Raw genomic sequence first — 13384 nt, 5'->3', positions numbered from 1 at the left:
CGAACCTCCATGAACGCTAGAGCAACATTATCAAATGGACGGGGGAAGCATTTGATCGTTCTTGCGGTTTCTGCTTTCCACCCAGAGCGTATAAGAGACCTCCACGTCTCCTCGCTCTAGCTTATGAGGATCTCATCGAAAGGATTGCCGAGGCACTTATTCAAGTTGACGCTTTAGGTCAAGGTGTGTAAGCGTTCCGGCAATACATCTTGCGGCCTATCACCAGATGCGACGGTGTTCGTATCTTTGATATACAGCAGACCCATAGCGTCCCATTTAAAGTACGGGAATGTCACATGGTGCCAGTGCTTACGGCAAGTCATGTGTATTCCCGTAGTTTCGGGCTCTGCTAGAAGCTCCACTCCTCAGCCCGAACTAGCTGGCAGAACGGCCCGTCAAGAGTTGCATTGTGATGAGCAACGATGTCCTTAGCTTTCATCACTGGCGTGTCTGAACAGGTATGACCTTCGGAGACAAGTACCGCATCGAAGCCAAGATCACGAGCAGCACGGCAGGTGCTGTCGACGCAGTATTGAGTTTTCATGCCAGTGATTACCACACCGGTAGCCCCGCGAGACCGCAAATTGTCCGCCAGGTCGGTCATTTCGAAGGCGTTAGGCCGCCGCTTTTCGAATACCACCTCTCCACCCAGAAGTTTCAGTTCCTGCGCAACCATCGTCAACGGGCTGCCTGGTTCGATTGGAGATCCAGCGGGCCCGATGTGGCGCGACAGAAAAATTGGAGCACCAGCGCTGCGTGCCTTGTCCATCAGCGTATTCACTGTTTCCAACAACTCTTCGCAGCGCCATAGTTTTTCCGGGCCGTGAACAAGCCCGACTTGGATATCGAGTATCAACAGGGCGTACATGGGTGCATCTCCTTGCGTTTGAGCCAGCGACACAAGGGCATAAAAAAGGCCCTGTCCATCGCTGGCGGGCCTTTGAAGTTCGTCTGCTATTGGCTCACGACACCTCGCACGCTCCGCTTTCAGCGGTCGTGGTGGTGGTAGTCGAGGTGAGGCAATAGGTAGTCATGGATCGACACTAGCAATATTGCAGCGATCTGACAAGCCAGAATCCTAGAGTGAGTGCTTTTGGCAGACGGCGTAGTGTAAGTCTACGGACATCAGGTCTTGTGTAACTCAGACAGATACCCACTGATGCGGCAGCAGTTGATCAATCTCACTCGCCCGCTGCGTCGGCAACTTCGTACAAGCCGCCAATCGAGTGCAGTGCCTGTTCTGCCAACTGGCTTTTATTCGCCATGTGCAGATCGAAAAACTTGCGTCGGGCATGAGCCATACAACCAATTTCGATCATGCCTTTCTCGAAGCCGGCTTTGTAGCCAGCGAAGTCGTCGTACACCAGCTTGCTCAAGGCCACCATTACACCCTGCCCCGCCAGGCATGCAGCAACGCCTGTCTGATCGCCTTGCCACTGCTGATGTCCGGTTGTCAGTCCTACTCGCCACCGGCCCCGCCGGTGGTGGTGACGGGGTGCCAGCCGCTGCCAGCGCCGGCGGCGTGGTTCATGGAGGCACAAGAGCCGAACTTGACCCCGCGCATGCTCAACGAATTATCGCCATCACAGACCGCGGCGACCGCGGATTGATTGCGCTGCGTGCTTGCCAGGCGTACGTCAGGGAAGTTTCAGTGGCGAAGTAAACGAGGGGCCAGTTCCGTAAATTCATCTCTCTGCTTTGAACCCTGGCAAGCCCTGAGCAACATCCGAAAAATACGGCCCGGTTCTGGGGGGCTCTGCCTAGGGCTTGGCTCGGTCCCACTGACACTCTTTCAACCTGTCTGTGTCCGTTCCGCTCTCTTTTCGCATGTCGATGTTGCCATCTGCGTCTAGGTAGACGTCGGTGTTGGGCCACTTCGGTGTGATGCTGATGCAATGGTTTCGCCCTTCTTTTTTGCTCCACCACGAAAACTCCATGAAGAATTCATCGTCTGGAAAGAGCACGCCATTATCAACTGCGCCACCTCCGGGAAGCATCCCACCTTTGTAAATCCGGTCTTGGACGTTCCAGATGTACCGGAACTCATCTCGCCCAGCTTTAGAATAGTGAACATTCACGGTTGGCAAAGCTATGTCCCAGTGAGTGACCACCAAATACAACACAGGTATCCACAGTATCCGTATGTACCATGTCCGACGCTTACTGGCATTTGTGGACACGGATTCCATCTCCCCAGCTCTCTGGTGGTACTGCTAACACTTCGTCCATGATCATCTTCGCGGTTACTCCCCCTGTGGGATGCTGTTTGGCGAGCGTCATCCCAATTTTAATCGATACCCTATCGGCAACATCGTCCCATGATCGCGGTTCAGTCCATGGACTCGCCGTAGTATGTGGACCGGGGTGCACTCTCTCCGCTTCAGGCTTGTTCATCTCGGCAGCTTTGGTAGCGGCGTCCGACAAAAATTGTGCAGCCCCAGCGCCATCCAGTAGCTCACTCTCTGACAAGCCTCCTATTATTCCAACGTATCCATAGTGGATGTTCGACCAGATATCGTAAAAGTACTCGTATGCACCCTGTTTATGGTGCAGTCCAACAAACAGCTTACGAAGTTTCGGTTTGTGATCCCAATCCATCCTTGGGCCCACTTTACTTGCCCAGATTACCCACGATGTAGCTCTGTCCCTGTACTTGTTCAGGGCGCGGGCCGCCGGTCCGCCCAAGCCTGTGACTAGGGGAGGCTCCCTGTCCGGTGCAGTGGGATCATAGTTGTTAAGCCTCTGCATCCTTAAGATTTCCGGGCTCAGGATGTTTCGGTTCATCTCACCGGCGATGTAGTTGGCCAGCCCTTCCATTTCGTCAGGGTCTTTGCAAGCGGCAGGTTCCGCCTTTGGCTCAGGCTTCGCGTCCTGCTGCTTAGTCGCTGCATTGGGATCTACCAAAGCATTAGCAGCGGTTGCCTTTTCTGTCAGCTTCGGATCAGCCAGCAGTGTGGCCATTTTCTCATCGTCCACGGTGCCGTCTGGCCGAAATGCTCCGAGAGCCATGAAGTTGATGATGGTTGCACCGCCAGCGTCCCCCATGACAAACCCTCCACCAACATCGCCTGACCCGGTGATGATGGTTCCGCCATGGCTGGTGGGACTACCCAAGTGGGCCATAGGGCGTCCGTTCACTTGAATAGAGGGAAACCCGGTGGTGATAACAGCTCCACAGCCACAGGTATCTCCTACCCGAGCAGAGCCCATGAAGTTGATATTGACGTCAGCGGAAGCAGAGGCAATCGGCGTGGTGCCATGACCGGGCATTGGGCAGACGTGTTTGTCACCCAATCGTGCAGAAGAAATCATGAATCGTCCTTGTTCGTCCTTGGGGATTCCCGGCCTGAGGCTGGGGCAGAATGACGTTACCGGGAAGCTCAGGCGTTGACTGTAGGACTTTTCCTAAAGCTGAGCTCAGCTTTCCCTGTGTTCCATGTCACTACTTGGGTGCGAATGGTAACCGCTCTAGCACGAGGGTTTGAATGGTGGCATTTTGAGGTTGCTACAGGTGGTTGCAGGTTTGCAGGACGCAGGGGAGGGTATTGCTTGAGGTGAAGGTGCTGCTGGCCGGGCGACGGCACCGACTGGGGTATGGGCGGGAGTTGTATTCCGCGGCGGCTGCCGGTCGCTGAAAAAGCGGAAGACTTTGTGATCCTCCGCTCAGGTAATCACTTACCTAAGTGAACTTTTACCTTGTCAACCATTACGCCAACCTTCTGAACTGCTTCCTTGATCTTCTCCTTAGACACTTTGAAGTGATCAGACCAGTAATTCAGCTCATAGGGCTCATGCACATTGATCTTTGATGCATCCTGCGGGCGGCGTTTGGTGAGATCGTCCGACATTTTGCTTCTCCTAGTTGGGTTGGTACTGCGCAAGGAGGTTAGCAGTGCTGTTGAGTGGCGCGAGGTGGCGCCGCGCATAACCGATGATTGGCATCACCGACGACGGCACCGAAGATTGATTGCCCCCTGAAGACCTTTAAAACCCCCAACCCAAAAACTCCAGCTAATCCGCACATCCGACATTTTGGGCAGAGACTGGCAGGTGCTGCGCCAGTGGAGAGTCTTGCGCAAAACCGCCGCTGCAGGCCACGGTTTATCGTTTGCATAAGCACAAAAAAGCGGATGATTTGCCACCTTAAATAGGGTTTATATTCTTTGTAAAACAATAGGTTAGCTTTGCTCAGTCCCCAGCATGGGGTGCTAGTGCTGGAAGGAAGTCGGGCAAATGAGCATTGGTCCTAGAAATAACCTGTTGCCGACGCCCAAGGTTAGGCGCCGGCAAATATTGCGATTACTTAGCCTTAGGAGGCGCGTTGCCGCGACCAGGGCCAGATTTGTTCCCTGTGGTGCTGGGTCCATTTATGAGGCCAGGGGCTTTAGCTCCGCCACCCCCACCGCCTCCTTTTCCAGCTCCGCCCGATGCGATTTTGGTTCCGCCAGATTTAGGCATGATCGTCTCCTGGGTGCATGACACAGTAGAAATGTAACCATAGACGCTCAGCCAAAAGGAGCCAGGGTATTCATCGGCAGGAACGCCGGGGAAGGGGTCGAAAACGGCGTGAGTTATGGAACACTTCCATAATAGTTATGGAACACATCGCAGGAAGGGCTTCCGGCACCAAACCCCAGAAACGACAAAGCCCTGAATAATCAGGGCTTTGTCGTATAAAGATGGCGGAGGCGATGGGATTCGAACTCATGGACCTGTTACAGTCGACGGTTTTCAAGACCGTTGCCTTAAACCACTCGGCCACACCTCCGTTTGCGTTGCGGGCGCCATAATACCTGAATGAAACACACTGTCAAACTCTCTACGTAGCTTGTTACAGAGCGTCTGTTATGATCTTTGCGACTGAACGTTTCAAACCAACAGGAGTGTCGCCATGCGCGAACAGGATTACGCAGTTAATAACAGCGTGCAGGCTGAGCAGCTAGAGGTTAGCCGCGTCCTGCGCAACACTTACGGCTTACTCGCTCTCACCCTCGCATTCAGCGGCGTGATGGCGTACGTGGCCCAGCAGATGCGTGTCGGCTACCCGAACGTCTTCGTGGTGCTGATCGGCTTCTATGGTCTTTTCTTCCTCACCAACAAACTCCGTGATTCGGCGTGGGGCCTGGTTTCTGCGTTTGCGCTGACCGGTTTCATGGGTTTCCTGCTCGGCCCGATCCTTAATCGTTACCTGGGCATGCAGGGCGGCGCGGAAGTGGTCAGTTCGGCTTTCGCGATGACCGCGCTGGTGTTCGGCGGCCTGTCGGCTTATGTGCTGATCACCCGCAAGGACATGAGCTTCCTTGGTGGTTTCATCACGGCCGGTTTCTTCGTGCTGCTGGGGGCGACACTGGCGAGCTTCTTCTTCCAGATCAGCGGCCTGCAACTGGCGATCAGCGCAGGTTTCGTGCTGTTCTCCTCGGTCTGCATCTTGTTCCAGACCAGCGCTATCATTCACGGCGGCGAGCGCAACTACATCATGGCGACCATCAGCCTGTATGTATCGATCTACAACCTGTTCATCAGCTTGTTGCAGATCTTCGGCATCATGAGCCGCGATGATTAATCGCAAACCATGAGTAAAAAACCCGCTTCGGCGGGTTTTTTATTGCCTACTGCGGTGCTGTTCCACGGATCTATAGCGGCGTGATTCATGACTTTTGCAGCCTGCATGCGCCTCCGGGCCGGACATTGATGAGTAGAAATACAACAACGGAGCGCCGCCAGTACCATGACCTGAGTTCTCATGCCGCCAATCCTTCGCCAGAAAAAGATCAACCTACGCTGTTCCAACAGCATTCACGCCATGGGTGGCAGTCGGCGCTTGACCGGCGTCTTCTTGACGATGGCCGTGTTGGTTTCGGCGTGGCTGTTGAGGCGGTCGAGGAGGGTGTCCAGTTGCTCCATCGAGCGCACATGCAGGCGGGCGATGAAGCAGTCGTCGCCGGTGACTTTGTCGCATTCGGTGAATTCGGGAATGGCCTGAATCTGGCGCTCCACCTCCTGCAACTGGCCCGGCAGCGGGCGGATGCGGACGATGGCCTGGAGTTGGTAGCCGAAGCACTTGGGGTCGATCTCGACGGTGTAGCCCTTGAGCACCCCACGCTCTTCGAGGCGGCGCAGGCGCTCGGCGACGCTGGGCGAGGACAGACCGCTGATCTGTGCCAGGGCCTTGAGAGAGCGGCGTGAGTCTTCCATCAATGCGCTGATCAGCACTTGGTCGATGTCGTCGGTCATGGCGAACCCCTGTTAGGCAATCAGTTGAATAAGCCTTGATAAAAAAGGCAGAAATCGAGTTTAGCCTGCTTTTGGCGCTGGAGAAGCCTCCCGGCGAATTGGCATACTTTGGGCTCGAATAGAGGAGGCTGATGATGGACAAAACAATACGTCACGGGTCATTTGAAATGACCGCCGCCATGCTGATTTCCGGGACCATTGGCTGGTTCGTGCTGGTGTCCGGGCAACCGGTGCTGGACGTGGTGTTCTGGCGCTGCGTGTTCGGCGCCGCCACCTTGTTGCTGATCTGCGCGGCGTTCGGTTTCCTTCGCCCCGGCATTTTGACGTCCACCACTTTCTTGCTGGCCGTACTGAGCGGTGTGGCGATTGTCGGTAACTGGGTGCTGTTGTTCGCGTCCTATTCCCGCGCGTCAATTGCGATTGGCACGGCGGTTTATAACGTTCAGCCGTTCATGCTGGTGGGGCTGGCCGCACTGTTTCTCGGGGAGAAAATCACCCTGCAAAAACTGTTCTGGCTGGGCATTTCGTTTCTCGGGATGCTGGCGATTGTCAGCGCCCATGGCGAGCAGGGCGAGGGCGGTAATGATTACCTGATGGGGATTGGTCTGGCGCTGGGGGCGGCGTTTCTGTACGCGATTGCCGCGTTGATCATCAAACGCCTGACCGGCACGCCACCGCATCTTATCGCGTTGATCCAGGTCTGCACCGGCGTCCTGTTGCTCGCTCCGTTTGCGCACTTTTCGGCGCTGCCGCAAGCGCCCAGTGCCTGGGCCAGCCTGGTGACATTGGGTATCGTGCATACCGGTTTGATGTATGTGTTGCTCTACGGCGCGATTCAAAAACTGCCGACCGCCCTGACCGGGGCGTTGTCATTCATTTATCCGATTGCAGCGATCTTCGTTGACTGGTTCGCCTTTGGCCATCGCCTGGAGCCGCTGCAATGGATAGGTGTCGCCGCGATTCTGTTGGCCGCCGCCGGGATGCAACAGGGTTGGGGTTTGAAGCTTCGGCGAGTGGCTACACAGTAATCAGCCCCTCAGATGTTCCAGCGCGGTGCGGTCCTCGCCAGGCGCTGGCGCATCTCGCCGATGTTCGCGGTCAATTGTCGGGTCAGTAGTTGATAGCCATCCAGCGGACTGTAGACCGGCGCATCGAGCGTTGAGTCCGGTGACGGTTCGGTTGGCCGGCTGAGCCGTTGAGAAGCCCCCGATTTCAATGCCCGAGCCATACCGATCAGTTGTACCCGAATCTGTCGGTGCTCGGCTTTCAATGCCGATTGCAGATGGTCCATTGCCTCGGCGTCATCGGCATTCGGCCGGCTATTGCCGAGAATTTCCAGGATGCTGACGCACATCCGCAGATTGCGCTGAATCGCATCGAGTTCGGTCATGGAAACCCGAACTTCCTTGGACACCGAGGGCATCAGTGAGCGCAGTTGCACCATCACCGTGTTCAAGCGATTCATCAGTTGCAAGTGTTCGTCAGCGGTGACGGACTCACCCTTGATGATGCGGCCATAGATTGCCGCGCAGTCGCGCAACGCATCGGCCAGGTTGTAGCGCCAGGAGTACACCGCGTACAGCGGCAGGGCGAAGGAGAAGGCCAGCGCCAAGGCGATGCCGATCAGAATATCCACCCCGCGCCACAGGCCATCGGTGACCGGGTTGTCACCGTGCCCCGCGACGATAAACACGGTGATCGCCGACAGCAGCGCCGTGTAACCGCCCTTGCCAATGGCGTGGTACGAGAAGAATCCGCACACCACCGACATCGCGAAATAGGTCAGCCACGGCATCCCGAGCCAGGCCTGTTGCGCCACCAGCAATAAGCCGACACCAGCCCCGATCAAGGTGCCGATGGCCCGCTCGGCGGCTTTTTTGCCGATATTACCGTGGTGTTGCAAGCCACCGATCACCACCAGCATGGTCACCGACGCCCATTCACCGTGGGGCAGGTGGATGCCGGTGGTCAGCAGGATCGTCGCCAGCAATCCCAACGAAACCCGCACCGCATGGATCAGTTTGGCGTGGCGGTAGCGCCGGTACGGGTCCAGCAACGGACGCAGTATGCGGCGCAACAGCGGTGGCAGTCGAAGGCCTCTGATGATGCTCAGGCTCGGTGTCCTCAGAAGATGTAGTCGGTGGTCAGGAAGCTCGAGTTTCGTCCGCTGATGATCTCGCTGAGAAGCTCTTTGCTGCTTTCCTGGAACTTGGTCGCCACCAGAGTCCGAATCGAGAACACGCGCAGTGCATCATGTACCGACAGCGTGCCTTCGGCGGAGTTCTTGCGACCGTTGAACGGATAAGTGTCCGGGCCTCGCTGGCACTGGGCGTTGAGGTTAATCCGGCCGACCTGGTTGGCGAACGTGTCCACCAGCCTGCCGACCGCCACCGGGTTGGTGCCGAAGATGCTCAGTTGCTGGCCGAAGTCGGATTCCAAAACGTAATCGATCACGGTGTCCAGATGACGGTAAGGCACGATCGGCACGACCGGGCCGAACTGTTCTTCCTGGTAGACGCGCATCTGCGGGGTCACCGGGTACAACACGGCCGGGTAGAAGAACGATGCCCGGGACTCACCACCATTGGGGTTGACTACGGCTGCACCTTTGCTGGCCGCGTCCGCCACCAGCGTGTGCAGGTAGTCGACCTTGCCTGACTCCGGTAATGGCGTCAGGGCCACGCCACTGTCCCACGGCATGCCGGGTTTGAGGCTGGCGAGTTTGGCGTTGAATTTTTCGATGAACGCTTCGACCACGTCTTCATGGACGAAGAGGATTTTCAACGCGGTGCAGCGCTGACCGTTGAACGACAGGGAACCGGTAACGGCTTCGCTGACCGCATTGTCCAGATCGACCTCTGGCAAGACGATGCCGGGGTTTTTCGCGTCCAGGCCCAGGGCTGCGCGCAAGCGGTGAGGCCTTGGGTGGAGTTTTTTCAGGTCGCTGGCGGCTTTGTTGGTGCCGATAAATGCAAAGATGTCGATCTTGCCGCTGGCCATCAGTGCGCTGACGGTTTCGCGGCCGCTGCCGTAGATGACGTTGATGACCCCGGCCGGGAAGCTGTCGCGGAACGCCTCCAGCAGCGGGCGAATCAACAGCACGCCAAGCTTGGCCGGTTTGAACACCACGGTGTTGCCCATGATCAGCGCCGGAATCAGCGTGGTGAAGGTTTCGTTCAGCGGGTAGTTGTAAGGCCCCATGCACAACGCGACGCCCATCGGAACGCGGCGGATCTGGCCGAGGGTGTCCTGCTCGAGTTCGAAGCGGCTGGAGCGGCGGTCGAGTTCCTTGAGGGCGTTGATGGTGTCGACGATGTAGTCGCAGGTGCGGTCGAACTCTTTTTCCGAGTCCTTGAGGTTCTTGCCGATCTCCCACATCAGCAACTTGACCACCGCCTCACGCTGTTCGCGCATGCGAGCCAGGAAGGTTTCGACGTGCTGGATGCGCTCGGCCACGCGCATGGTCGGCCACAGGCCCTGACCCCGGTCGTAGGCGCGGACGGCTGCGTCGAGCGCCGTCAGTGCGGTGTCGGCATCGAGCAGCGGCGTGCTGCCGAGGATCACTTGTTCATCGCCATTCGCGCCGCTCAGGTACACCGGGCTGCGGACTTGGGCGAGGGGACCAGACCAGGTTTTCAGTTCGCCATCGACCAGGTATTCGCGCTGTTCGGTCTGGCCGTTGAGGCGATACTTTTCCGGGACGTTGTCGGCAGTGGGAAACAGGTTGCCAAGGATCTGTGCTGTGGTCATGTCGCTACCCCGTCTGGATTGGGTGATGCGGATAAGGTGTTATCGCTACGTTCCGTTATCAGGTCAAGGCCTGATCAGCATAGCTGAATCGTTTTACCAAGATTGCAACACATTGTCATGACCCGCTCCCGGGTTCTGATCTTTTGACCTGAGCGCACACAACTGACGGTGGTCCGGTTAAACTCCGACTCTTTTAAGGAGTTCATATGAGTTATTACCAGCCGGGCATTCTCGCCACCCCTGTTCCGCCTCAAGCTCGTCATATGTTCTTCGCCCTTGAATCTGCCGAGGCACTGCCGGCTGCGCTCGATAACCTGATGCGCCTGGTGGACGGAAAGTCGGCGGTGGTCGGTTTCGGTGAGTCCCTGGTCAAGGCGCTGCACGCGCAGATCGACGGGCTGCGCGCCTTTCCTGCGCTGGTCGGTGTCGGCGTCGACAACCCGTCGACCCAACACGCACTCTGGTGCTGGCTGCATGGCGTTGACCGTGGCGAATTGCTCAATCGCAGCCACGCGATCGAAGCCGCGCTGGCACCGGCCCTGCGTCTGGTGCAGATGAACGAAACTTTCCGCCACATGAGCGGCCATGACCTGACCGGTTACGAAGACGGCACCGAAAACCCTCACGACGAAGCCGCTGTAGCGGCCGCACTGTTGAGCGAAGGCGCGGACGGTCTGGTCGGTGGCAGCTTCGCCGCAATCCAGCAGTGGCAGCATGACCTGAAGGGCTTTCACGCGATGCCGTCCCACGAGAAGGACAACATCATGGGGCGGCGCCTGAGCGACAACGAAGAACTCGACGACGCGCCAATCTCTGCCCACGTCAAACGCACCGCCCAGGAAAGTTTCACGCCCGAAGCTTTCGTGGTCCGTCGCTCGATGCCGTGGATTGAAGGCGATCGTGCCGGCCTGATGTTCCTGGCCTTCGGTTTTTCCCTCGATGCGTTCGAATCCCAGCTGCGACGCATGAGCGGTCTGGAAGACGGCATCACCGACGGCTTGTATCGCATCAGCCGACCGATCACCGGCGGCTACTACTGGTGCCCACCGCTCAAGGACGGTCGCCTCGACCTGCGCGCACTGCGCATCGGTTGAACCTGGGGGGAGTGTCTATGAACGTGGTCCGCTGGGGCATGATCGGGTGCGGCAGTGTGGCCGAGCGCAAGAGCGGGCCGGCGTTCTACAAGGCGCCCGGCTCGGCGCTGGTGGCGGTGATGGGACGGCGTCTGGAGGCGGTGGCCGATTACGCTGCGCGCCACGGCATTGCCCGGGTCTACACCGATGCTGATGCGTTGATCAATGATCCCGAGGTGGACGCGGTGTACATCGCCACGCCCCCCGACAGTCATCACGCTTACAGCTTGCAAGTGGCTGCCGCCGGCAAACATTGCTGCGTCGAAAAGCCGATGTCGCTGAACGCCGGGCAAAGCCGTGAGATGCAAAAGGTTTTTGCCGAGGCCGGGCTGCACCTGTTCGTTTCCTACTACCGACGCTCGTTGCCGCGCTTCCAGCAGGTGCGGCAATGGTTGGAGGAAGGACGGATCGGCGACGTCCGACACCTCACCTGGACGCTGACCAAAGCGCCTTCACCGAGCGATCTTGGCGGCGCAGACAACTGGCGCACCGATCCGGCGATTGCCGGCGGTGGTTACTTCGCCGACCTCGCCAGCCATGGCTTCGACCTGTTCCAGTACCTGCTGGGCGACATCGTCGAGGTCGCCGGTTTCACTGCACACCAGGCAGGCCTCTATGCCGCCGAAGATGCCGTCAGCGCCAGTTGGCGATTTGCGTCGGGGGCGTTGGGCATGGGCTGCTGGAATTTCGTGGCGGACCGCCGCGAGGACCGGGTCGAGCTGATCGGCAGCCAAGGCCGGATCAGCTTTTCGGTGTTCGACGAACACCCGGTGCAGCTGGAAGCCGATCAGCACCTCAGCCTGCATATCGAGCATCACGAACACATCCAGTGGCACCACGTGCTGGGCATGAACGCCCACATCCGTGGCGAGGCTCAGCATCCGGCGCTGGCCGAACAAGCGTTGAAAACCGATTGGGTGATGGACCAGATCCTCAAGCGCGGCTGCTGATCTGCTTTTGTGGCGAGGGCGCTTGCCCACACGATTCCTACAAATACTTGTCAGGAAAACCCGGAAAGAGTACAAATGTACTCCATGACGACTTTAACTCCCCGCCGTACCGCCATCCTGACCTTCATCCGCGATCGCATCGCCGAACACGGTCAGCCCCCGAGCCTCGCTGAAATCAGCGAGGCCTTTGGCTTCGCCTCCCGTAGCGTGGCGCGCAAGCACGTGCTGGCGCTGACCGAGGCCGGTTTCATCGAGGTCAATCCACATCAGGCGCGCGGCATCCGGTTGCTGAATCAACCGCCGCGGCCCGAGCTGCTGGACGTTCCGGTACTCGGTCGAGTGGCGGCTGGTGCGCCGATCGGTGCCGATGCCGAGGTCCACAGCCGTTTGCTGCTCGATCCGTCTATCTTCTCGCGGGTGCCGGATTACATGCTGCGGGTGCAGGGCGATTCGATGATCGAGGATGGCATTCTCGACGGCGATCTGGTGGGCGTGCGGCGCAATCCCGAGGCGGTCAATGGCCAGATTGTCGTGGCGCGGCTCGACGGCGAAGTCACCATCAAGCGTTTTGAGCGAGTCGGCGATTCTGTTCGCCTGTTACCGCGCAATCCGGCTTACAAACCGATCATCGTCCGAGCCGATCAGGATCTGGCCATCGAAGGCGTGTTCTGCGGTCTGGTGAGGCAAGGGTGATGGGCGCCGTCGTTGCGTTGGATACGCTGTTCAATGGCGGCCAGGTCTGGAAGGGCCGGCCTGCGCCACCGGCCGTCAGCCCGCAACCCACCGGGCATGCGGCGCTGGATGCGGCGTTGCCCACGGGCGGTTGGCCGGAAGCGGCGCTGACCGAAATTTTGCTGGCCGGGCAGGGCGTGGGTGAATTGCAACTGGTGTGGCCGGCGCTGGCGCGGCTGTCGGCGGCGGGGGAGCGCATCGTGCTGGTGGCGCCGCCTTACGTGCCATATCCCCAGGCCTGGCAGAACGCCGGAGTCGATCTGCGGCAACTGTCGATCATCCAGGCCAGCGAGCGCGATGCGCTGTGGGCGACGGAACAATGCCTGCGCTCGGGCAGTTGCGGGGCGGTGTTGTGCTGGCCGCACAAGGCCGACGATCGGGCGTTGCGACGTTTGCAGGTGGCGGCGGAAACCGGCCAGACCCTGGCATTCGCCTATCGCTCGCTCAGTGAAGCCATCAACCCGTCGCCAGCGGCCCTGCGCATCGCCATCGACGCCAGGCCTGCTCAGTTGCGGGTGCTCAAGTGCCGGGGTGGGCTGGCCCGTTCGGCGCCGATTGCCTTTGCCGTGGGGCATTGAGGTTGCC

The 13384-nt window shown here is 58.6% G+C and carries 12 protein-coding genes, 1 tRNA gene and 2 pseudogenes; 7 read left to right on the top strand and 8 right to left on the bottom strand.

The features are described from left to right. Positions 1-349: 349 nt before the first annotated feature. Positions 350-868: a cysteine hydrolase family protein gene (locus tag KGB14_RS07375; protein ID WP_223485264.1), complete on the bottom strand. Its 519-nt coding sequence runs from the start codon at positions 866-868 to the stop codon at positions 350-352. Positions 869-1202: 334 nt separating this feature from the next. After that, positions 1203-1370: pseudogene (locus KGB14_RS07370) on the bottom strand (IS66 family transposase); the annotation flags it as partial. A 38-nt stretch (positions 1371-1408) separates the two neighbouring features. Here KGB14_RS07370 and KGB14_RS07365 point away from each other — a divergent pair. Continuing rightward, positions 1409-1663 (top strand): annotated as a pseudogene (locus tag KGB14_RS07365) (lysis protein); the annotation flags it as partial. 497 nt (positions 1664-2160) lie between these two features. On the opposite strand, the gene KGB14_RS07360 reads toward KGB14_RS07365, so the two are convergent. The 3 genes from KGB14_RS07360 to KGB14_RS07350 all read right to left on the bottom strand — a co-directional run bounded on the left by KGB14_RS07360 (position 2161) and on the right by KGB14_RS07350 (position 4768). Next, positions 2161-3312, bottom strand: a complete 1152-nt coding sequence (locus KGB14_RS07360; RefSeq protein WP_223485262.1) for a polymorphic toxin type 44 domain-containing protein — start codon at positions 3310-3312, stop codon at positions 2161-2163. Between the two features lie 359 nt (positions 3313-3671). Then, on the bottom strand, positions 3672-3848 hold the full coding sequence (locus tag KGB14_RS07355) for a DUF3606 domain-containing protein (protein ID WP_223485260.1): 177 nt from the start codon (positions 3846-3848) through the stop codon (positions 3672-3674). Positions 3849-4680: 832 nt separating this feature from the next. After that, positions 4681-4768, bottom strand: a tRNA-Ser gene (locus KGB14_RS07350). A gap of 123 nt (positions 4769-4891) precedes the next feature. Here KGB14_RS07350 and KGB14_RS07345 point away from each other — a divergent pair. Further along, positions 4892-5563: a Bax inhibitor-1/YccA family protein gene (locus KGB14_RS07345; RefSeq protein WP_223485258.1), complete on the top strand. Its 672-nt coding sequence runs from the start codon at positions 4892-4894 to the stop codon at positions 5561-5563. 233 nt (positions 5564-5796) lie between these two features. On the opposite strand, the gene KGB14_RS07340 is transcribed toward KGB14_RS07345, so the two are convergent. Next, positions 5797-6234, bottom strand: a complete 438-nt coding sequence (locus KGB14_RS07340) for an Lrp/AsnC family transcriptional regulator (protein ID WP_008006559.1) — start codon at positions 6232-6234, stop codon at positions 5797-5799. A 134-nt stretch (positions 6235-6368) separates the two neighbouring features. Here KGB14_RS07340 and KGB14_RS07335 point away from each other — a divergent pair, with 134 nt between their 5' ends. After that, entirely contained in the window at positions 6369-7262 is an 894-nt protein-coding gene (locus tag KGB14_RS07335; RefSeq protein WP_223485255.1) for a DMT family transporter, read from the top strand. A gap of 8 nt (positions 7263-7270) precedes the next feature. Here KGB14_RS07335 and KGB14_RS07330 read toward each other — a convergent pair whose 3' ends face one another. Then, the gene (locus KGB14_RS07330; protein ID WP_223485277.1) at positions 7271-8314 is read right to left on the bottom strand and encodes an FUSC family protein; all 1044 of its coding nucleotides are present in this window, start codon (positions 8312-8314) and stop codon (positions 7271-7273) included. A gap of 44 nt (positions 8315-8358) precedes the next feature. After that, a complete protein-coding gene (locus tag KGB14_RS07325) occupies positions 8359-9984 on the bottom strand; it encodes an NADP-dependent glyceraldehyde-3-phosphate dehydrogenase (protein WP_223485253.1) in 1626 nt (541 codons plus the stop codon). A gap of 206 nt (positions 9985-10190) precedes the next feature. Here KGB14_RS07325 and KGB14_RS07320 point away from each other — a divergent pair, with 206 nt between their 5' ends. The 4 genes from KGB14_RS07320 (at position 10191) to imuA (ending at position 13377) form a co-directional block, all read left to right on the top strand. After that, positions 10191-11078: a Dyp-type peroxidase gene (locus tag KGB14_RS07320; RefSeq protein WP_038982892.1), complete on the top strand. Its 888-nt coding sequence runs from the start codon at positions 10191-10193 to the stop codon at positions 11076-11078. 17 nt (positions 11079-11095) lie between these two features. Further along, the gene (locus KGB14_RS07315; RefSeq protein ID WP_223485251.1) at positions 11096-12067 is read left to right on the top strand and encodes a Gfo/Idh/MocA family protein; all 972 of its coding nucleotides are present in this window, start codon (positions 11096-11098) and stop codon (positions 12065-12067) included. A 75-nt stretch (positions 12068-12142) separates the two neighbouring features. Continuing rightward, the gene (gene lexA, locus KGB14_RS07310; protein ID WP_123356666.1) at positions 12143-12760 is read left to right on the top strand and encodes a transcriptional repressor LexA; all 618 of its coding nucleotides are present in this window, start codon (positions 12143-12145) and stop codon (positions 12758-12760) included. After that, positions 12760-13377, top strand: a complete 618-nt coding sequence (gene imuA / locus KGB14_RS07305; protein WP_223485249.1) for a translesion DNA synthesis-associated protein ImuA — start codon at positions 12760-12762, stop codon at positions 13375-13377. The genes lexA and imuA overlap by 1 nt, the downstream gene beginning before the upstream one ends. Positions 13378-13384: the final 7 nt, after the last annotated feature.

The sequence above is a fragment of the Pseudomonas sp. A-RE-19 genome, from assembly GCF_019956555.1.
Lineage (GTDB): Bacteria > Pseudomonadota > Gammaproteobacteria > Pseudomonadales > Pseudomonadaceae > Aquipseudomonas.
This window is presented reverse-complemented; position numbering and strand designations above follow the sequence as displayed.

Excerpts from the sequence above, each read along its gene's own strand:
- KGB14_RS07335 (WP_223485255.1), top strand. The coding sequence starts at position 6,369 with ATGGACAAAACAATACGTCACGGGTCATTTGAAATGACCGCCGCCATG.
- KGB14_RS07360 (WP_223485262.1), bottom strand. The coding sequence starts at position 3,312 with ATGATTTCTTCTGCACGATTGGGTGACAAACACGTCTGCCCAATGCCC.
- KGB14_RS07320 (WP_038982892.1), top strand. The coding sequence starts at position 10,191 with ATGAGTTATTACCAGCCGGGCATTCTCGCCACCCCTGTTCCGCCTCAA.
- KGB14_RS07315 (WP_223485251.1), top strand. The coding sequence starts at position 11,096 with ATGAACGTGGTCCGCTGGGGCATGATCGGGTGCGGCAGTGTGGCCGAG.
- KGB14_RS07325 (WP_223485253.1), bottom strand. The coding sequence starts at position 9,984 with ATGACCACAGCACAGATCCTTGGCAACCTGTTTCCCACTGCCGACAAC.
- KGB14_RS07340 (WP_008006559.1), bottom strand. The coding sequence starts at position 6,234 with ATGACCGACGACATCGACCAAGTGCTGATCAGCGCATTGATGGAAGAC.
- KGB14_RS07345 (WP_223485258.1), top strand. The coding sequence starts at position 4,892 with ATGCGCGAACAGGATTACGCAGTTAATAACAGCGTGCAGGCTGAGCAG.
- KGB14_RS07375 (WP_223485264.1), bottom strand. The coding sequence starts at position 868 with ATGTACGCCCTGTTGATACTCGATATCCAAGTCGGGCTTGTTCACGGC.
- lexA (WP_123356666.1), top strand. The coding sequence starts at position 12,143 with ATGTACTCCATGACGACTTTAACTCCCCGCCGTACCGCCATCCTGACC.
- imuA (WP_223485249.1), top strand. The coding sequence starts at position 12,760 with ATGGGCGCCGTCGTTGCGTTGGATACGCTGTTCAATGGCGGCCAGGTC.
- KGB14_RS07355 (WP_223485260.1), bottom strand. The coding sequence starts at position 3,848 with ATGTCGGACGATCTCACCAAACGCCGCCCGCAGGATGCATCAAAGATC.